This window comes from Nonomuraea sp. ATR24 (genome assembly GCF_041950485.1).
Lineage (GTDB): Bacteria > Actinomycetota > Actinomycetes > Streptosporangiales > Streptosporangiaceae > Nonomuraea > Nonomuraea ceibae.
Genome location: NZ_JBGNUU010000040.1, coordinates 1 through 19,279, shown reverse-complemented (window position 1 = coordinate 19,279; position 19,279 = coordinate 1). Strand labels below are relative to the sequence as shown.

Below are 19,279 nucleotides of genomic sequence, written 5' to 3'. Positions count from 1 at the left end.
GAACCACGCTCAGGACATGGCGCTGCGGCAGCGTGGACGCGAGAACGTGAGCACCGCAGCGCAGTCCCTGATCATGAGGGACGCTTCACGCGCGGACACGATGACGCCGCCTCCCGCCCCCTCAACGTGGTCGGTGAGAATCAGCCACGGGCGTCGCCGACGGAGCGTGAAGCTGCGGGTGCCGCCCGGGCGTAACGGGCGAATGTGGCTGCGCCGCAGGCTGAGTTTCCGTTCAAATGCGTCTCGCCGAAGGGTTTCCCCAGGGCATGGCGGATGAAGTCGTGTGGCCTGAACGACTGTGACACGGGCGGCGTACACGCGGTGCGCCTTGCGTTCGGTCGGGCCGGCATCGGCAAGGGCGGCGCTCTGCTCCAGCGCGGCGCGGTGGAGTGCGAGCGGGGCCGTGATGCGGACCGAGTAGCCGTGGCCGCTTCGGATGGTCTGGCCGGAGGCGAGGGCCTGGCGGACGGTTTCATCACCAGTGGTACGCAGGTGACCGGCGAGCAGTCCCGGCAGATCGAGGGTCGCGTCCGTGTCCGATACGGCGGCCAGGACGGAGGCCATCATTTTGGTGCCGAGGTCGTCGCTGGTCAGGTCGATGCCGGACAACAGTCCGAATTCGACGCGCAGGTGGAGGCCGCGGCGGATGAGCACTGGGCGCCGGGCGAGGATGTCGGCGACGGAGCGGAACAGTCGGGCGGCGCCGGCGATACGGGTGGTGTCGCCGATGGCGGCCTCGTGCAGCAGTGTGGTGAAGCCCGCGCGGTCGCGGGAGAGTTGCCGGCGAGGTGGCGGGGTCTTCGTAGACGGGGGCGCCCGCGGCCAGCAGGGCGGTGAGGGCGTGCCGCTGGCGGGCGTCGGTCTGCTTGTCGGTGGAGTGCCGCAGATGGACCAGGTCAGCCACGCCCGGCATCCGCGGAGTGGTCGCTGGTGAAGGGGATCTCCGTGCCGTTGTCGTTGGCGCGCTTGACCAGGCCATCGTGTTCCCTTCCCGAAGGTCGGCCTTGTGGTAGCCGGTGAGTGTCTGCGACGGCGCTAAGGGAGGAAAGGGGAGGCAGGGAAGCCCGTATCGGCTTCCATTGGATCGATCGGCCGTTTCCGCAGGTGGCGGACAGCGGCTTGATTGGATCCCCCTACGGGGGCGAAATCGACCGATTATGCCCCCACGAGGTTTCATACTGAGGTTGTGATCAGGCCCTTATCGCGCTGCCGGGGCCGCGATCATGGTCGGCCGGAGACTCGCCCGGCGGAAGACCTCTCGGGCGTGCACGAGCATCGCTGGTTGTGTCAACGACATGTGACAGCCGTTTGCCGGTCTGCTGCGACAGCGATCGTTTAGCTGTGCTCCGAGATGACCCTTACCGATCATGAGAGCAGCCGCTCGGGTCCTGCCGCGTCGCATGATGGTTGATCTGCGCTGCCAACCAGGCGCAATCGACGGGCCGGCTTGTGTCGACCATGACGGTGGGGATGAGGCCCAGCGGTTCAGCCTTCGCCGCCCACGTCTGCCAATCGTCAGCCAAGCGCCGCTCGTCCTGGTAAAGGGCACTTCGTCGTCGACTCGCGTAACGTTCCCTGGTGACCTCGGCGGGCACATCGCACCAGACTTCCACGGCCCGGTCAGCTCGCGTGCTCTCGATCCCGGCCTTCGCGTGCAGCAGGTCACGCGGCCGAAACCACCACGAGTCGACTACCACGCTTCCCGGGATAGCACGCGCCAGTGCCCATACCGTTTCCATGGCGATGCCGCCGAACCCAGGGATGGACGCGACGTCGTCCACGCACGTCTCCAACGCCTCCTTCACGGAGTCCTTCGACAGCAGTCGCGCGCCCAGTTGCGCGGCCAGGGCTCTGCCCAAGGTCGACTTTCCGGACCCAGGTAGGCCGTTCACCAGCACCAAGAGTCTGTCCATCCGATTATGATGCCGGGCCCGTAAAGAGAGCGGAATCTGCTCCAACCGTTCTGGCCGGATCGCAGTGGTGAGTATTGATGCGCTGGGTGCGCGGACCCTGCGGATCTTAAGCAGGGTGACGTAGCCTCGGTCGTCGGGCAGCGTGGTGCCCACGCGGCGCTGCCACCCTTGCCGATTCCCACTGTCATGGTGAGCGCGGCGGCGCACGCGGGTGTTCAAACCTCGCAGCGGATCGCGAGCACGCTGAGCCACGTACGGTGGGTGGCACTGTCGGCGTGCTCGCGCACCTCGAAGCCGATCTCGGCGAGGACAGCGAGCAGCGTGCGCGGCTTGCGGTGTACGAACCAGCGCAGGAGCCCTTCGTCGTGCGGGACCGGCGCCCAGACCTCGCCGTCGCCGATCGAAGTGCTCAGCCCGAGCACGCCCCCATGGCGCAGAGCTGCATGCCAGGTGCGCAGCGTGGAGACGGTCTCTGCGGCCGGTACGTGGAGGAGGGCCGCGACCGACCAAAGCCCTGCCAGCGAGCCGGGAGCCAGTGGAGGGCGGCGCAGGTCGCCCAGAGCCACGGGAACGCCGCAGTCGGCGGCCAATGCAGCCATGGCGGCCGAGCGGTCCACCCCTACCGGGAAGAGCCCCTGCTCTCGGAACCAGGCAGCGTCCCTTCCCGGGCTGCAGCCTAGGTCGGCGACGCGTCCTCCGGCGGGCAGCGCGGCAGCGAAGCGTGCTCGAAAGGCGCGGAACGCGGTGTCGGGATTCTCGGAGCGGGGGGCGAAGAAGGGGGCGATGCGGTCGTGCTAGCGATGGTCCGGGCGGTGGGATCTTCCATCCTGCGGATATTGTCAGGTTTGGACGGCTAGAGAATGTCTTCTTCCCAATCCGGCTCATCGGAGTTGCGGAGCTGACGGACGCCGGCGGGGCCAAGGTCGGGCTGGGCAAAGGAGTAGGTGCCGATCACGTTGCCGGTCTCCGGCGTCGGCGGCCGACCGTCACGTGGCCGCCCGCCGCCCGCACTCATTCGGCCTCTCCCGCAGGTGCAACCAAGTAGCGCGCGCCATCGTACGAGGTGACCACGAGGTTGACGCGCTGGACGGCGCCGCTGCGGCGGCCCGGGACCTTCAGCAGGGTCACGTACCGAGGGCTGGCCCCGAGCCTGGTGGGCATCCAGCCCAGCAGCCGCTGTAGTCAACGGGCGTGAGGAACCCCTGGAGCGGCCGCGGTACTCGGACCGCAGAAGGCCAGCGTGCTTGATCAACCATATCGTCCTCCTTCCGATCGAATCCTGCGCCGCGCTCGGCGAGCGGGGCAGAGGCGAAAGGCATGCCCGGCCGAGCCGTACGCCCCGGCACCCGTGAGACGCTGTGCGATCCGACCATGACGGGGTAGGCGGGACTTTCGGCCACCGGGCACAGGGCCGTCCGGCACTGCTCACCGGACTGCTCGCCGGACAGCCTGAAGGTGTGACGAACATGATCGAGGGTTACGATGTCCTGCTCCGCGACGGCGGCATCGCCCACGTGCGCCTGCTGCGCCCTGCCGACCGGCAGGCCCTGCACGAACTGGTGGACCGCTCGTCGGAACGCTCGGCATACCTGCGTTTCTTCACCGGCGGCCGGAATACCGCGCACTCTTACATGGACCGCATCACCGGCGACGCCTATCGCGGGCACGCCCTGGTCGCCGACCTGCGCGACCGGCTGGTGGCGGTCGCCGAATACATCCCCTCCGGCGACGGCACCGCCGACCTGGCCATCCTCCTGGACGACACCGTGCACGGCCACGGCCTGGGGACGCTGCTTTTGGAGCACATCGCGCTGGACGCGGCCGCGAACGGCGTCCGTGAGCTGGTAGCCGACGTGCTCGCTGAGAACCGGCCCATGCTGCGGGTGCTGAAGGACCTCGGCCTGGAACTGTCGCAGCGGTCCGATGGCGGCACCCTGCACCTCGACATCGCCGCCGAGCTCACCCCCCGGCTGAAAGAGGCCATCGCGGCCCGCGACCACGAGGCCGGGAGGGCGTCGCTGGCCCGGGTTCTGGAGCCGCGTTCCGTCGCGGTCGTCGGCGCCGGCCGTGATGAGCAGAAGGTCGGGCACAAGGTTCTGCGCAACCTGCTCGACGGCGGATTCCCCGGGGCGATCCACCCCGTCAACCCGCACGCCACCCAGATCGCCGGGCTGACCTGCCATGCCAAGGTGCCCCAAGGCGTGGACCTGGCGGTGGTGGCGGTGCCGGCCAGGCACGTGCTGCAGGTGGCGCGCGACTGCGCGGCGGCCGGTACGGCCGGACTGGTCGTGGTGACCTCCGGGTTCGCCGAAGCCGGACAACCCGGGGCGGAAGCGGAGCTGCTGCGGATCTGCCGCACGGCGGGGATGCGCCTGATCGGGCCGAACTGCCTGGGCGTGATCAACACCCACACCCGGCTGAATGCCAGCTTCCTACCTCATCATCCCGTCCCCGGCCGGGTGGCGTTGATGTCGCAATCCGGCGCCGTCGGCGCCGCCCTGCTCGATCGGCTGGCGGTCTCGTCGTTCGTGTCGGTCGGCAACAAGGCTGACGTCAGCGGCAACGACCTGCTCGAATACTGGGAGGACGACGACGGCACCGATGTGATCGCGCTGTATCTGGAGTCGTTCGGCAACCCGCGCAAGTTCGCCCGCATCGCGCGCCGGGTCGGCGCGCGCAAGCCGATCCTGCTGGTCAAGAGCGGCCGCAGCGGCGCCGGGGACCGGGCCGTACGCTCGCACACCGCCGCGGCGGCCACGCCCGACGTGGCGGTGGACGCGCTCACCCGCGCCGCCGGCGTCATCCGGCTCGACAGCGTCCACGAGCTCATCGACGTCACCAAACTGCTGGCCGCCCAGCCGCTGCCGGCAGGGCGGCGAGTCGCGATCGTCGGCAACTCCGGTGGGCCCGAGGCCATGGCTGCCGACGCCTGCGAGCGGCACGGGCTTACCGTCCCCGAGCTGTCGCCGGGGCTGCTGAAGACGCACGCCGCGGCCGCGCTGGGCAATCCGGTCGACCTGACGGCCGACGCGCCCGCGGCCGAGATCGGCGCGGCCATCGCGGCGCTGGCCGCGTCATCCGAGGTGGACTCGATCCTGGTGGTCTATACCCCGCCGTTCGGCGACGGGCTGGAGGCTACCTGTCAGGCGATAGCGCGGGCGGCCTCGACGACGGACAAGACCGTGCTGGCCTGCCTCGTCGGCCACGACGACCTCATCGACGGTCGCATCCCCGGGTACGCCTTTCCCGAGCAGGCCGTTCAGGCGCTGTCCCGGGCGGTGGAGTACGCCGAGTGGCGCCGGCGTCCCATGGAAGCTCCCGCCCCCGAGCCCCAGGTGGACAAGATGAGGGCGCACGAGATCATCGAGGCGGAGCTGGCGGCGCGCCCGGACGGCGGCTGGCTGTCGCCGTCCGCCACGGCCGGACTGCTGGTCGCCTACGGCGTCAGCCTGGCCGAGTCCGTGGACGTGGCCGGACCCGAGGCCGCGGCCGAAGCCGCCGCGCGCGTCGGGCTGCCTGTCGTGCTCAAGGCCGTGGGCCCGGTGCACAAGAGCGACGTGGGCGGTGTCCGGCTGGATCTGCGCACCGCGCACGAGGTGAAGCACGCCTACCGCGAGATGTCGGCGCGCATCGGTGAGGCGATGACCGGCGCCATCGTCCAGCGCATGCTGCCTGCCGGAGTCGAGATCATCCTCGGCGGCGTCAACTATCCCGCGTTCGGCCCGCTGGTCATGGTCGGCATGGGCGGGGTGATGGCCGACCTGCTGGCCGACCGCGCCTTCCGGGTGCCACCCGTCACCGACGCACCCGACATGATCAGCGAACTGCGCTGCGCTCCCCTGCTGCGTGGCTATCGCGGCTCGCCCGCCACGGACGTCGAAGCCCTGGCGGACCAGGTCACGCGGATCGGCCGACTGCTCGCAGACCTGCCTCAGGTGGCCGAGCTGGACCTCAACCCCGTCATCGTCACACCGGACGGCGCCACCACGGTGGACGCGCGCATCAGGGTCGCGCCCGCGACGCCGCCGCCATCGGCGTTGCTGCGCCGGATGCGCTGACCAACGCCGTCCCGCCCGGGACTTCCGTCCCTGCCGGGTGACCTGAGCCGGCGATGGGATGGAGGCAAGGCCGTAGGAGGCAGGCATGCACAGGACCGTCACGGACACCCGGACCGGCACCGCCGTCCTGGACGCGCTGGACCCGCTGATCACCGCACTACGCGAGCGTGGGTACGACGTGGCGGGACCACGCGTCCGCGACGGCGTGATCCGCTTCACCGCCCTGGAGCCAGCCGCGGACCTGCCCACGGGCCGGGCGACGAGGAGGGCCTCCGGCAGGTACCGGCTGCGCGGGACCGGCCGGGCGGCATCCCGGCACGACCCGCCGGACGACGACCCGCCGGTCTTCGTCTTCGCCGCGGGCCCCGATCGCCTCGTCCACGCCTGGCACGGCCCGGCAGAGAGGCGGCACCGCGTCCGGCGCCCCCTTCAGATGCCGCCGGTCGCCGGCCACGACGGGGGCGCGCCGGCGTACCGGATCGAAGGGGAAGCGCGCCGTGACCTCATCGTCGACGTCGGCGGCCAGGCGCAGCGCCTCGACGTGCAGGGCGACCTCCATGGGGTCGCCCACCGGCTTGCCACCGCTCATCCGTCCGGTCGAACTCAGCACCGCCGAGCGCAGCACGCCGACAGGCGAGCAGGTGGGTGACCAGAGGCCAGCCACCGTCATCTCATTGCGGGTCAGCGTGCCGGTCTTGTCCGTGCAGATGAACGTGGCTGACCCGAGCGTCTCCACCGCTTTCAGGTGGCGTACCAGGGCGTTGCGGGCGGCCATCCGCTGTGGGGGGCGGCCGGAATACGCGAGAAACGGGCCGCCGGAAGGAGTTAATCCTCCTGACCCGGCGTCTTCTGCTGCGCTATCGGAGTTCCGCGTTCGGGTGAGGATAACCTTGCAGGCGGTGCTGCAGTTCGGCCTCCTCCGCTGTCAGCGCCTGGCCCGGGCGTCGGATGCGGGCCGGGCGGGGCCGGGGGATGTCTCCGTCTCGCAGGAGAGCGAAGTCGGCGTGCGCCGCCTGGACGGCTTCGGGGTAGGCCTGGGTCTCCTCGTGCGAGGGCCCGGTAGATGCTGGCCAGGGGCTCGGCGGCGTCGCGGCCCAGCCGTTTCATCTCATAGACGGTGAGGATGACCCGGCAGTGCGGGGCGTGCGCCTTGATCTGCCGGGCCAGCGTGAGCGCCGCCTCGAACTGCGGGCGCACCTTGACCCGGGTCGAGATCTTCTCGGCGAAGATATTCTCCCGGTGAATCCCGTGCGCGGCGAGTGCGTCCAGTTGCGACTGCAACTCCTGGGTGAGGGGCGGAGCAGTGGGCGTAGCCGATCCGGATGTCGGCTGAGAGCCCATCATCACCGAGGGATGCGGGCGGCGGGGTGCCCGGCCGCCACGGCTGCCCGGGCCCGCGGCCGGCCGGGGTGATCACCCGCAACAGCTTCGCCAGCCGTGGGTTCTTGGTGAAGCGGCCGGTGTGGTAGGTGCCGGCCACCGCACCCGAACGCGACCGGCACGGCGAACCGGGCGCGACGGCGCATTCCAACCACAGCGCGCCGGTCGGCGCGTGTCACCTTCGGGCGGTCGCTGTGCCAGACCCTGCATGAGCCACTTGCGGGCTGTGCCGGCTGGGGGCCGGGGTGGAGTGCCGGCCCGGCTCCATGACCACCACCGAGCACACCAGCGTCGGCATCGCCGCCTGTCCAGGGCCATGGAGTCCGCATCCAGGCTCGGCCAAGGCCGACCGGGCCGATCGGGCAGGCAGGCGGGCAAAAGCCTTCGCACCCCGCCTTGACCTTAAAACGACCGTGGAGTGCGGTATTGCATGCCCTGGGGTGATGCGCCCCGATCTCCTGATGCGCCGTCCGGCCCTCGGCAGGGGCCGCGGTCAGGGGCCCGAGCCGCGCGCCCGCGGCGTCCATCGACATGACGATCGACCCCTGTGGAGGGTTCACCATGCCGTACATCACCACCCGCGACGATGAGCAGATCTTCTTCTACGACTGGGGCAGCGGCCCGCCGGTCGTGTTCATCCATGGCTGGCCGCTGAACGCCGATGCCTGGCACGACCAGATGAAGGCGGTCGTCGACAACGGGTTCAAGGCGATCGCGCACGACAGGCGCGGTCACGGCCGCTCCAGCCAGCCCTACGACGGCTATGACTTCGACACCTTCGCCGACGACCTCAACGACCTGCTCACCGCCCTGGATCTTCGCAACGTCACGCTGGTGGCGCACTCGATGGGTGGCGGCGAGCTGGCCCGCTACATCGGCCGGCACGGCACCTCCCGCATCAGCAAGGCCGTGCTGCTGTCGGCGGTGCCGCCACTGATGCTCAAGACCGCCGATAACCCCGAGGGCACCCCGCAGGAGGTGTTCGACAAGATCAAGAAGGGGATCCTCACCGAGCGGTCGCAGTTCTGGCACGACAGCGCCGACGGCTTCTTCGGCGCCAACCGCCCGGGCAACAAGGTGACCCAGGGCAACAAGGACGCCTTCTGGCTGATGGCCATGGCCGAGAACATCCAGGCCGGAGTGGCCTGCGTGGATGCCTTTTCCGCCACCGACTTCACCGAGGATCTGAGAAAGTTCGACATCCCCACCCTGATCGTGCACGGCGACGACGATCAGGTCGTGCCGATCGCGGCCTCCGGCGACAAATCCGCCAAGATCATTCAGAACTCCACCTACAAGGTGTACCAGGGCGGCTCACACGGCATCGCGCTCGTCCCCGGCGACAAGGAGAAGTTCAACGCCGACCTGCTGGACTTCCTGCGCAGCTGACGGCACTCGCCGCCCGGCGCAGCGCGCGGTCCAAGGGGTGCCCGGTCGGCTGACCTGCCGCTGCCGCGCTGCGGCGCTCGGGTCCCGATCGGTGCCTGCGTACCGACGTGCCTGCGTACCAACACTGTCGGGAGGCGGGATCTTCCGGGGAAGGGCCGCACCGGCCCGGCCCCGGAAGAGCAACACGATCAACACACCATCGGAAAAGACCCATGACGGCAACACCATCGCAACCCCGGGTGAACTGGCAGGCGGCCACCATCACCGGCACCGACGCGGAGAACGCGCGCACGCGCACGCTGCAGCTTCAGGTGCCCGGCTGGCCGGGCCACCAGGCCGGGCAGCACGTGGACGTGCGGCTCACCGCCGAGAACGGCTACCAGGCCACCCGCGCCTACTCCCTGGCCGGCGCGCCCGGCGAGGATCCGGCGCTGACCGTGGTCAGGGCCGAGGGCGGCGAGGTCTCCCCCTATCTGGTGGACGTGATCCAGACGGGCGACCAGGTGGAGCTGCGCGGCCCGATCGGCGGCTACTTTGTCTGGAAGCCCGGCCCGCGCCGGCGGCCGGTGCTGCTGCTGGCCGGCGGCTCGGGCGTCGTCCCGCTGCGCGCGATGCTGCGCCACCGCGCCCGGCTGGGCGACGACACGCCGATGCGGCTGCTGTACTCGGTCCGCTCACCGGAGCAGGTCATCTACCGCCGGGAACTGGCGGGCCAAGCCGACCGGGTGAGCCTGCTCTACACCCGCACCACACCACCCGGCTGGCCACGCCCGCCCGCCCGGCTCGACCACACGGCCCTGGCCGGGCAGGCCTGGCCGCCCGAACAGGCGCCGCTGGCCTACGTCTGCGGGCCCACCACCTTCGTCGAGCACGCCGCCGGTCTCCTGACCGATCTCGGCTACACGCCCGCCGACATCCGCACCGAACGCTACGGCTGACCCGCACCGCCCATCACGAGAGGATCTTCATGCCACCCATCGACGGCAACGCCGCGGCCGGAACGCTGGCCGCCTTCTTCGGCAGGGACATGACCGCCGCCCACGGCCTGTGCGCAGCCTGCGACCAGCACGCGCCGCTGGCCGAGGCACTCCTCTACGGCCCGGCCGCCGGGACCGCGCTGCACTGCCGCACCTGCGGCAACCTGCTGATGACCATGATCGAGGCACCCGGCGGAATCATCGGCGCTATGCCCGGCCTGACCAGGCTCGACACCCGCCCGGCAGGAGGAGTGTGAGCATGGCCGTCATCTCCCGGGGCTTCACCGGACGTGGCCAGACAAGCAATCGGCTGCCGCCCGGCCAGACCCTGACCATCGGCTTTCCCGTGCTGACCGCCGGGCCCACCCCACACGTCAGCACCGCCGACTGGAACTTCACCCTGCTCACCGAGACCGGCACCGAACACACCTGGACCTGGACCGAGCTGCGGGACCTGCCACAAGACAGCCCGCACACCGACATCCACTGCGTCACCGGCTGGTCGAAGTTCGACACCGACTGGCAGGGCGTGTCCCTGGACATACTGCTGGCCGAGGTGGAGACCAACGCTCAGTTCGCGCAGGCCTACTGCCACGGCGGCTACACCACCAACCTGCCGCTGGCCGACCTGCGCGGCGGGCAGGCATGGATCGCCCACACCTTCGACGGCGCGCCGCTGCCGGCCGAGCACGGCGGCCCGGCCCGGCTGCTGGTCCCGCACCTGTACTTCTGGAAGTCCGCCAAATGGGTGCAGGGCATCCGGCTGCTGGAACACGACCAGCCCGGCTTCTGGGAGCGGGCCGGCTACCACAACTACGGCGACCCGTGGCGTGAACAGCGCTACTGGAACGACTGACCACCACCATGCACACCCACCCTGCCTACCTGCGCCCGCGGCTCATCGCCCTGGTCATGGCCGGCGATGACGCCGCCGTCCCAGGGGACGAAGCAGGACACGAACACCAGGTGGGCCACCCATTCCGGCCACCAGGCCGCCACCGCGGGATCGTGAGGCCGGCCATCGAGTGCCCGACCAGGACGACCCGGCCAGCGTCCTGGTAGGCGTCGATGTCGGCGACCGCGGCGTCAGCGAAGTCGGCGATCGTCAGGCCGGCCACCAGGATCGACTCGGTGAGGACGGCCGAAGCATCACCGCTTAGGCGGCGCCGGAAGGAACATGCGCGAGGACGCGCAGCATGACGCTGTGGGCATGGCACCTGGCGCGGACGTTGTGGATGTCGACCAGATCGCGGCAGAGCCGGAGCAGCCTCGACACGGTCAACGGGTTCTGGTGAGGCTGGCGGTGCTGAGCCTGTTGTCGGACGCCTCCGAGCGGCGTCCGCTGCTGTGCGTGGTCGATGACGCGCAGATGGGGGTCGCGCCGCGCAGTGGGCGGCCGCGGTCCTGCAATGGTCTGGGCCGTAATGAGCAGGCGCTGGCGGCGGCGCAGGCCTGCACCCGGAGCGCAGTCCGGGCCCGCCTGCGGTGCGGAACCTGTCCGGCCGGGCTACCTCACGCCGGAGCAGCCGGGAACAGCACGCGCGGCTCCAAACAGCAACTGGCCTTGGGTATCGGCGTGCACGGTATCGGGCTGTGTCCTGGCTCCATACCCAGCAGCTGGGCCAGTCCGAAGAACGCGGCGCGCACGGCCAGCGCGATCCCGGCGACCGGTGGCCGCCACGACGGCTTCCGCCTGTCCTTCGACTACGAACATGCCTGAGAAGGCCCGCTCCCCCGCCGCCGGGCGCAGCAGGCGGCTCTCCCTGGTCAGCCTCGACTCGTTGAGCCCCAGCGCGTGGACGTGCGCCAGTTCCAGGTCCGCCGAGATCCGGTCCCCCGCCTCCAGGACGACCGCGTCACCATCACCAGGTCGGCGGCGTCGATGAGAACGCGCCTGCCGTCGCGGCGCACGACCACCTTGGCAGGGATCAGCTCGCGCGGACGTGCCCCACAGCAGCAGGGCGAAGAAGTGTGCCATCTGGCGCAGCAGCAGCACGACCGCGGGCTTGCGGCGGATGGGCGGCAGGCTGTTCGGGCCATTCTGGGCCGGCCTGGCCGCCGCCTCTGCCGTGGCGAGCCCTTGCCTGAGGCAGGACTCAGTGGTCATGCCCGCGCTGTGGGCGCGTGGGGGCGCCGCCTCACAGGGACTTTCGGGGCTCAGTATTCACCCACCAGCGCGACCGGGCAGGGAGCGTGTTGAAGGAGAGAGCCGGCCAAGCCAGCACGGATGGCGCGCTTGCGACCCACGACCAGGAGCGCCGCGACTTCGTCATTGCTGACCGGCTGACTTCATACATGCGGATAACGGTTCACGCAGTCGCCGAGGTCTGCGACGGGAAGCCGGCACAGGGCGGCCTCGCCGATCGCGAATTCCAGAACAGAGGTATCCGAACGGGATGGCCTTGCGCAGGTGGGACGCGGCCACGTCTGCCGCCTGACCGTAGGGCCACTGCCAGGCGTGGGTGACGATCAGCGGCACCTTCCTGCGCTCGGCCTCGTCCAGCGCCTGCATGGAGAAATCCGACCCGCCATAGGCGAGCACGAACTCATTCTTACTGGTTCCTCCCATCCGGCCGCGCACGATCCGGCACCGACGCCGCACGGCGGTGGCCTCACGACCAGCGCTGCCCCGCAACGGGCCTCTGGCAGGAACTTTCGGCGTTCACCGCCTGGCAGTCCGGCTCTGATCGGCGGACCAACGACAGCGGCGCGGGGGACCTTCGCCTCTGTGAACGGGTTCATGGCGCGAGGTGCGATGGAGCTAGCCGACCACCTGCCTGAGAAGGGTTGAGCGCCATGCGTATGACCGTCGCCGACGTGATGACGACCGAGGTCGTCACCGTCGCCGCCACCACCCCGTTCAAAGACGTCGCCGCAGCGCTCGTCTCCGGCGGCATCGGTGCCGTGCCGGTGCTGGACGACGACCGCCATGTGATCGGCATGGTGTCGGAGACCGACCTGCTCCACAAGGAGGAGTTTCGCGAGCAGTACCACCGGGAGGGCTACCGGTCGCCGCTGCGCGCCCGACTACGCCACCCGAAGGCCCGGAGGAAGGCAGCGGGTGCCACCGCCGCCGAACTGATGACCAGCCCCGCCGTCACCGTCTTCGCCGAGGCCACCGCGGTCAAGGCCGCCCGCCTCATGGAGGCCCACGACGTCGGGCGGCTCGCCGTCGTCGACTACAACGGCAGGCTGGTGGGCGTGGTCAGCCGCCGGGACCTGGTGAAGCTGTTTCTGCGCCCGGACGAGGAGATCGCCGCCGACGTACGCGACGACGTCCTCGGCCGCAGGCTGTGGGCCGATACCGACGCGGTCCGGGTCCGCGTGTGCCGTGGAGTCGTGACGCTCTCCGGCTGGATGGAGCGCCGTACCGAGGCCGCCTTCGCCGTCCGCATGACCGGCGGCGTCAACGGAGTGGTCGACGTCCTCGACGAGCTGACCTGGAAGCAGGACGATGTCGACAGGCGGCGCACGTAGCCATCATGAGTGGACCGGCGCTTGAGTCGGGTACAACGGCGCGTGAAGTAGGGACCTTCGCCCGCAGGCGGCCCTCATCGCGGGTGGTGCGCTGGAAGCATGAACACCTATCCCGTACGAGTCGAGGCCCGGCTGGAGGAGCCCCTCAACCGGGGCCTCTGGATCGTCAAATGGTTCCTGGCGATCCCGCACTACGTCGTGCTGAGCCTGCTGTGGACGGCCTTCGTGGCCCTCACCGTCGTCGCGTTCTTCGCGATCCTGTTCACCGGCCGGTATCCGCGTACGCTGTTCGACTTCAACGTCGGCGTGCTGCGCTGGACCTGGCGGGTGGCGTACTACACCTACGGCGCCCTGGGCACCGACCGCTACCCGCCCTTCACACTCGGCCCGGCCCGGGACTATCCGGCCACGCTGGAGATCGACTACCCCGAACGGCTCTCGCGCGGCCTGGCGCTGATCAAATGGTGGCTGCTGGCCATCCCGCACTACCTCGTCGTGGGCCTGTTCACCAGCGGCAGCGTCATCTCCTGGCGGAGCGATCTGCCCGACGGCAGCGGCGGCATGCTCTACACGCTCGACTGGGGTGGCCTGATCGGGCTGCTGGTCCTCATCTCGGCACTGTTCCTGCTGTTCACCGGCCGCTACCCGCAGGGCGTGTACGACCTGGTGGTCGGCCTGAACCGGTGGTCGCTCAGGGTGGCCGCGTACGCGGCTCTCATGACGGACGCCTACCCGCCGTTCCGGCTGGAGCAGGGCGGCCACGAACTGCCGCGGATGCGCGAACCCGCCCGTTCCCCGGTCCGGCACACCGCCGGCTCCGTCGTGGCCATCACCCTGGGTTCGCTGCTCGCCTTCGCCGGGATCGCGACCGCAGCCACCGCCACAGGTACAGCGGTGCTCGGCCAGGCACGCGACAGCGAAGGGTTCGTCAGCGTCACCACCGGGCGCGTGTCCACGTCCACCTACGCCCTCACCACCGAGCAGGTCACCGTCGCGGGTCAAGGCGTACGGTTCCTGCGCGAGAGCGTCGGGCGCGTCCGCATCGAGACGCCTGGCGCTCCGCTGTTCATCGGCATCGCCCGTCAGGACCACGTCACCGCCTACCTGGACGGCGTCGCCCACGAGCGCATCACCCACCTGGCCTTCCCAGCCGGCGACACCGGCTACGACCGGCACCCCGGCTCGGCTCCGGGATCGCCTCCTGGTGCCGAGCCCTTCTGGGTGGCCACCGGCTCGGGCAGCCTGACGTGGGACATCCGGCCGGGCGAGTGGGCCGCAGTCATCATGAACGCCGACGGCACACCCGGTGTGACGACTGACCTCACCTTGGCCGCCACCCTGCCTCGGCTTGGCCGGCTGACCTGGATGCTGACGATCGCCACAGTGATTCTGCTGACAGGCGGGATCGCGCTCGTGCTGACCGGTATCCGCCTGGCCGCCGTCCCGGCGCGCGAACCCTCATACGCCACCCCGGCGGCGTGAACCACAGTTCCCCACACGGATGGGGAAGCGTCCGCATTACGGCCATGCTGCAGTGCGCGTAATGCAGGACGCCCCGGCTGACCGGGCCGAGCAGCGCCCAGCACGTTCTCCCCGGCCCCCTTCAGGAACCCGGACGCCGGACTGCCATCCGAGGCCCAAGCCCGCTCAGTCGGCGTGGCCCCCGAATGTCTTGTCCGGGAACGCCTACAAGAACATCCAGCTCAGAGCGATTCGGGCGATGATCAGACGTAGTCGACCGGACAGCGGGCGGCGGGCGTTGCGGTGCCCATGGCAGGCCTGTCGACGGTGGTGATGGTCCCGTCACCGGCCCCGGCAGTGGACAGGCTTCCTCTCTCCGTGACCGTACCACCGCGACCGGGCAGGTTACGTGGTGAAGCACACCGTGGCTGATCGAGCCCAGGACCGCGGAAGCGAAACCGCCCAGCCCGCGGGAGCCCTCGACCACCAGGTCGGCCGATGCCCCGACCCTGGCCAGCACGCCCACTGGGTGTCCCGCCAGCGACGCGTGGGTGATCCGCCCGCTTGCGAGGACAGCTCCGTCAGCACCGCCGACGGCGTTTGCCCTGTTCCCCACGACGCCAAGATGGTGCTCTTCATCGGTGCCTCCCCTCGTCCGGTTCTTTTCAGACTCTCTCGGAAGGCGTTGTCGGTCGGAGGCATTCCGCTCCTCCACGAGACCTTGGCTCTCCGGCGTCCTTCCGGCTATGCCGCTTGTTCGGTAGCGTCACGAACATGATTCGTGTCTTCCTCCTCGACGACCACGAAGTGGTCCGCAGAGGGGTCGCGGCCTTGCTGAACTCCGAGAGCGACATCGAGGTGATCGGCGAGGCCGGCACTGCCGAGTCCGCGATCGCCCGCATCCCGGCGCTCAAGCCTGACGTTGCAGTGCTGGACGTACGCCTGCCGGACGGCAACGGCGTGGACGTGTGCCGCGAGGTGCGCTCCCGGGTGCCGGGGCTGGCGTGCCTGATGCTGACGTCGTTCGCCGACGACGACGCGCTGTTTGAGGCGGTCATGGCGGGAGCCGCCGGCTACGTGCTCAAGCAGATCCACGGCTCCGACCTGGTGGGCGCGGTGCGCACGGTCGCCTCCGGGCAGTCGCTGCTGGATCCGCAGACCACCGCCGCCATGCTGCAGCGGCTGCGCGATCAGGCCGCCAGGAAGGACCCGCTCGCGGCGCTGACGGATCAGGAGCGCCAGATTCTGGACCTGATCGGCGAGGGCCTGACGAACCGGCAGATCGGCGAGCGCATGTTCCTGGCCGAGAAGACGGTCAAGAACTACGTCTCCAACCTGCTGTCCAAGCTTGACATGCAACGCCGCACTCAGGCCGCGGCCCTGGCCGCCCGGTTGCGCGCCGAACAACGGAAATAGCACCCGCTCGCGACGTCCACCACACCGTCGACGTTCCGGACCGCCTCGATGAGGGCAACGGCCTTTCGAGCTCCGCCGCACCCCACCGTTGATCCCTGGTGTGACAGTGCCCGCCGGGGGGCCGTGAGCGGGGCCGCCGTCACTGCCGCGACCTTCTTGTGCTCGCGTCGGCGTCTGCCAGGGATCGACCCCTTGTGCCGCTCTGGTTGGACTCCTTGAGCGGTATGTCATCCTCGGAGGCCGTCCGGGCCGGCTGGTGGAAGGCGTTCATCCTCATTTGATCACCAAAGGAGTTGCTCAGCTACTGTCGATAACGTTTTGGGCTGCGTCACCACCGCTGACCGGGCACGGCTCACTCTTCCCAAAGCCGCCTTCCGAGTGGATCGGACGGAGGGGGCCCGGCCTTCGGGGCCTTGCCGCAGGCGTTAGCGGTCCTCCGCCCTGCCGCCTCCGGCGAGGTCGCCACTGCCAGGACCTCGGCGCCGGGCCGCTAGGGCCATCAAGCGCCTCCCTGTTGAGATATCGGCTGGCCAGTGACTTCCGCCAGCGATTACGACGGAGGCCATCTCCGACCTTCGTCCTGCACCGCGTCAACAGGTGTGACATCAAGCCGGTTCGGGTTCTGCTCCTACTGGCAGGTCGCCTGGGTATGCGGCCCCTCCCACTTGTCAACGGCCAAGTTCGTGTGCCACTGGCGGCCACGTAGAAGTCTCCACCTCTTGGCAGTTGACTACCTCTTGATCAGCCGTGCTGATGTCCTGGTTCGTACCTGTTGAATCCGGAAGGATTCGCCCTCGGTGACCACGACGATGCTGTGGTGCAGGAGCCGGTCCAGCAGGCTGACCGCGGCGGTGTGCTCGGGCAGGAAGCGGCCCCGCTGGTCGGGTCGACGCCGGTAGTAAAGACAATCTCGCCCGCCAGGGACGCGCCGACCAGATCCCCGCTCGCCGGGCGGGACCGCCGGTGAAGGGGGTCCGTCAGGCAGGCACCGTGCGGGGAGTCCGGGCCCGTGGTCGGTTACTTCGCAGAGCAGGGCGCCGTCCGCACACCACAGGCGGAGCAGACCTCGTCCGCCGCCCGTGGGCCACGGCGTTGGTCACGCACTCGTCGGCCGCCAGCAGGAAGTCGTCCAGCCGTACCCCTTCGAGCCCGCGCTCCCGCGCCGCCCGCAGGAGCAGGCGGCGCGTGCGCTGCAGGCACTTTCCGTCGAAGCGGAGGCTGATCGCCGGCAGAGTGGTCGCGGGCATGGTGATCACGCCATCCGCTGGGCCATCTCGACCAGCCGGTTGGCGTAGCCCCATTCGTTGTCGTACCAGCCGAAGACTTTGACCAGGTCGCCGCTCGCCTGGGTGAGCGGGGAGTCGAAGACACAGGAGGCGGTGTCGCCGACGATGTCGCGGGAGACGAGCGGATCGGTGCTGTAGCGGAGGATCCCGTGCAGCTCGTCCCGAGCGGCCGCGGCGAAGGCGTCGTTGATCTCCTGGGCGGTGACCGGGCGGCTGAGCTGCGCGGACAGGTCGGTGATCGAGCCATCCTCGACCGGCACGCGGATGGCGATGCCGTCGAGGCGGCCGTTCAGCTCGGGCAGGACCTGGCCGACCATGCGGGCGGCGCCGGTGGTGGTGGGCACGATGTTGACGGCGGCCGAGCGGGCCCGGCGCGGGTCCTTGTGCGGGGCGTCCAGCAGCATCTGGTCGCCGGTGTAGGCATGGATGGTGGTCATGAAGCCGCGTACGAGGCCGAAGTTCTCGTGCAGCACCTTGACCATCGGCGCCACGCAGTTGGTGGTGCAGGAGGCCAGCGAGACGATCTCGTGCCGGGCGGGGTCGTAGGCGGCATCGTTGACGCCCGGCACGATGGTGACGTCCAGTCCCTTGCCGGGGGCCGACAGCAGCACCTTGCGGGCACCGGCCTTCAGGTGGCTCGCCAGAGCGTCCCGGGTGCGGAAGCGGCCGGTGGCGTCGATGACCAGCTCGACATCGTGAGCACGCCAGTCGATCTGCTCCGGGTCGGAGCAGCCGCTCACGACGATCTCGCGGCCGTCGACCTCCAGCCTGCCGGGGGCGGCGCTGACAGGCAGGCCGAGCGGCCCGTACGTGGAGTCATGCTTGAGCAGGTGGGCCAGAGCGGCCGCATCGGTGATGTCGTTGACGGCGACGACCTCGAGGCTTGTTCGGAGCGCGCTGCGCAGGACGGCCCTGCCGATCCTGCCGAATCCGTTGATCCCGATTCTCATGCCTCCATCGTCCGGAACCCAGGGCCCGCCGTTCAGAGGCCACGGTCCTTCATGGGATGGACCTTCGGCCCTCCCCCGCCTGCCATGGTTATCGCTCGGTCTCGTCACGTCTGCCGACCAGTGCCGGCTCCCGAAACCCTGCCGCCAGCCGTTCGGCTCGTCACACGGGCACACCGGGTCGGCAGCACTCCGCAGGCTTCCTTCACGATCAACCCCCATTTCTTCGGTGCGATGGCCGACAAGGCGACATCCCGAAAGGTCAGCTCGATCGACCGCCATCCCACATGTGCGGCCCCGGGTGCCAGTCGCCGGATGCCGTACGATGCCGGCGGCGATGCGCGCGTCCGGTCCGTCTTCGCCCAGGCAGCAGGCGCGGACGGTAGCTCCGCCCGCGCCCGGTGAGGCGTCAGTGCTCGACGGTGATCCGCCGACCCGCTGACTCCTCCTCTGCCAACCCGACACTGACCTCCAGGACGCCGCCTGTGTAGACGGCCTTGACGTCGTCGGTCCTTGCTGTGGCGGGCAGTGTCACCGTCCGGGAGAGCGACCCGTAGGCGAACTCGGAGCGATGCGGCTCGGCGGCCTTCCGCGTCTTCTCCGCCCGGATGTGAAGCGTGCCGCCGTCCACCATGACCTCGACGTCCTTGTCGGGGTCGATCCCGGGCAGCTCAGCGCGCAGCACGTACCGGCCATCGGCAACGTAGTCCTCAACCCGGACGATCTGCCCGAAGGGGCGAAACCCGAACATCGGGCTCTCCATCCACTCCAGCAGTTCCGGGAACGGGAACCTGATGTCCCGCCGCTCGACCACGTTCATTGCGGCCTCCTTCCGTGGAGTCCTAGTCCCAACGCCGTTCAGTTAAGGGAGAGGGCTGTTCGTCAAGACCGGTGAACAAAGCAGCGGAGCCGCTGTAGAAGAGGTCTGTCACTCCAAGACATCCTCACCACAGGAGCTCCGCTGTTGGAACAGGT

17 protein-coding genes and 2 pseudogenes are annotated in these 19,279 nt (G+C 69.7%); 8 read left to right on the top strand and 11 right to left on the bottom strand.

Annotated features, from left to right (window positions below):
- Window positions 1-9 precede the first annotated feature (9 nt).
- The 3 genes from ACBI99_RS45180 to ACBI99_RS45170 all read right to left on the bottom strand — a co-directional run bounded on the left by ACBI99_RS45180 (window position 10) and on the right by ACBI99_RS45170 (window position 2,698).
- The gene (locus ACBI99_RS45180; protein ID WP_219508919.1) at window positions 10-654 is read right to left on the bottom strand and encodes a hypothetical protein; all 645 of its coding nucleotides are present in this window, start codon (window positions 652-654) and stop codon (window positions 10-12) included.
- Between the two features lie 704 nt (window positions 655-1,358).
- A complete protein-coding gene (locus ACBI99_RS45175; RefSeq protein ID WP_375075377.1) occupies window positions 1,359-2,066 on the bottom strand; it encodes an AAA family ATPase in 708 nt (235 codons plus the stop codon).
- A 62-nt stretch (window positions 2,067-2,128) separates the two neighbouring features.
- Window positions 2,129-2,698 carry a class I SAM-dependent methyltransferase gene (locus tag ACBI99_RS45170; RefSeq protein WP_219508953.1) on the bottom strand — a complete coding sequence of 190 codons (570 nt, stop codon included), beginning with the start codon at window positions 2,696-2,698 and terminating at the stop codon, window positions 2,129-2,131.
- 681 nt (window positions 2,699-3,379) lie between these two features.
- On the opposite strand from ACBI99_RS45170, the gene ACBI99_RS45165 reads away from it, so the two are divergent.
- The gene (locus ACBI99_RS45165) at window positions 3,380-5,971 is read left to right on the top strand and encodes a GNAT family N-acetyltransferase (RefSeq protein WP_219508917.1); all 2,592 of its coding nucleotides are present in this window, start codon (window positions 3,380-3,382) and stop codon (window positions 5,969-5,971) included.
- 157 nt (window positions 5,972-6,128) lie between these two features.
- On the opposite strand, the gene ACBI99_RS45160 is transcribed toward ACBI99_RS45165, so the two are convergent.
- Together ACBI99_RS45160 and ACBI99_RS45155 are read right to left on the bottom strand one after the other, a co-directional pair.
- The gene (locus ACBI99_RS45160) at window positions 6,129-6,746 is read right to left on the bottom strand and encodes a hypothetical protein (protein ID WP_375075376.1); all 618 of its coding nucleotides are present in this window, start codon (window positions 6,744-6,746) and stop codon (window positions 6,129-6,131) included.
- A 50-nt stretch (window positions 6,747-6,796) separates the two neighbouring features.
- Window positions 6,797-7,312 carry a recombinase family protein gene (locus ACBI99_RS45155; RefSeq protein WP_375075381.1) on the bottom strand — a complete coding sequence of 172 codons (516 nt, stop codon included), beginning with the start codon at window positions 7,310-7,312 and terminating at the stop codon, window positions 6,797-6,799.
- Between the two features lie 600 nt (window positions 7,313-7,912).
- Here ACBI99_RS45155 and ACBI99_RS45150 point away from each other — a divergent pair.
- The 4 genes from ACBI99_RS45150 to ACBI99_RS45135 all read left to right on the top strand — a co-directional run bounded on the left by ACBI99_RS45150 (window position 7,913) and on the right by ACBI99_RS45135 (window position 10,573).
- A complete protein-coding gene (locus ACBI99_RS45150; protein WP_219508952.1) occupies window positions 7,913-8,740 on the top strand; it encodes an alpha/beta fold hydrolase in 828 nt (275 codons plus the stop codon).
- Between the two features lie 212 nt (window positions 8,741-8,952).
- On the top strand, window positions 8,953-9,678 hold the full coding sequence (locus ACBI99_RS45145) for a ferredoxin reductase (protein ID WP_375075375.1): 726 nt from the start codon (window positions 8,953-8,955) through the stop codon (window positions 9,676-9,678).
- A gap of 29 nt (window positions 9,679-9,707) precedes the next feature.
- The gene (locus ACBI99_RS45140; RefSeq protein WP_219508911.1) at window positions 9,708-9,974 is read left to right on the top strand and encodes a DUF6510 family protein; all 267 of its coding nucleotides are present in this window, start codon (window positions 9,708-9,710) and stop codon (window positions 9,972-9,974) included.
- A gap of 2 nt (window positions 9,975-9,976) precedes the next feature.
- Entirely contained in the window at window positions 9,977-10,573 is a 597-nt protein-coding gene (locus ACBI99_RS45135) for a sulfite oxidase-like oxidoreductase (protein WP_375075374.1), read from the top strand.
- A gap of 651 nt (window positions 10,574-11,224) precedes the next feature.
- Here the strand turns inward: ACBI99_RS45135 and ACBI99_RS45130 are convergent.
- Both ACBI99_RS45130 and ACBI99_RS45125 read right to left on the bottom strand, forming a co-directional pair.
- Window positions 11,225-11,824, bottom strand: coding sequence for a cation-transporting P-type ATPase (locus ACBI99_RS45130; RefSeq protein ID WP_246645823.1), 600 nt, complete (start codon window positions 11,822-11,824; stop codon window positions 11,225-11,227).
- A 162-nt stretch (window positions 11,825-11,986) separates the two neighbouring features.
- A complete protein-coding gene (locus tag ACBI99_RS45125; RefSeq protein ID WP_375075373.1) occupies window positions 11,987-12,298 on the bottom strand; it encodes a hypothetical protein in 312 nt (103 codons plus the stop codon).
- A 215-nt stretch (window positions 12,299-12,513) separates the two neighbouring features.
- Between ACBI99_RS45125 and ACBI99_RS45120 the strand changes: the two genes are divergently transcribed.
- Window positions 12,514-13,194 (top strand): CBS domain-containing protein, encoded by a 681-nt coding sequence (locus ACBI99_RS45120; protein ID WP_375075372.1) that lies wholly within the window; start codon window positions 12,514-12,516, stop codon window positions 13,192-13,194.
- A 99-nt stretch (window positions 13,195-13,293) separates the two neighbouring features.
- Window positions 13,294-13,953, top strand: a pseudogene (locus ACBI99_RS45115) (DUF4389 domain-containing protein); the annotation flags it as partial.
- 1,078 nt (window positions 13,954-15,031) lie between these two features.
- Here the strand turns inward: ACBI99_RS45115 and ACBI99_RS45110 are convergent.
- Window positions 15,032-15,196 (bottom strand): annotated as a pseudogene (locus ACBI99_RS45110) (universal stress protein); the annotation flags it as partial.
- Window positions 15,197-15,429: 233 nt separating this feature from the next.
- Here ACBI99_RS45110 and ACBI99_RS45105 point away from each other — a divergent pair.
- Complete coding sequence (locus ACBI99_RS45105; protein ID WP_219508905.1) at window positions 15,430-16,071, top strand: response regulator transcription factor; 642 nt, start codon at window positions 15,430-15,432, stop codon at window positions 16,069-16,071.
- 730 nt (window positions 16,072-16,801) lie between these two features.
- On the opposite strand, the gene ACBI99_RS45100 is transcribed toward ACBI99_RS45105, so the two are convergent.
- From ACBI99_RS45100 to ACBI99_RS45090, 3 genes are all read right to left on the bottom strand, one after another.
- Window positions 16,802-16,936 (bottom strand): ATP-binding protein, encoded by a 135-nt coding sequence (locus tag ACBI99_RS45100; protein WP_372455390.1) that lies wholly within the window; start codon window positions 16,934-16,936, stop codon window positions 16,802-16,804.
- 387 nt (window positions 16,937-17,323) lie between these two features.
- On the bottom strand, window positions 17,324-18,307 hold the full coding sequence (gene gap, locus ACBI99_RS45095; RefSeq protein ID WP_219508901.1) for a type I glyceraldehyde-3-phosphate dehydrogenase: 984 nt from the start codon (window positions 18,305-18,307) through the stop codon (window positions 17,324-17,326).
- Window positions 18,308-18,713: 406 nt separating this feature from the next.
- On the bottom strand, window positions 18,714-19,124 hold the full coding sequence (locus ACBI99_RS45090; RefSeq protein WP_219508899.1) for an Hsp20/alpha crystallin family protein: 411 nt from the start codon (window positions 19,122-19,124) through the stop codon (window positions 18,714-18,716).
- Window positions 19,125-19,279 lie beyond the last annotated feature (155 nt).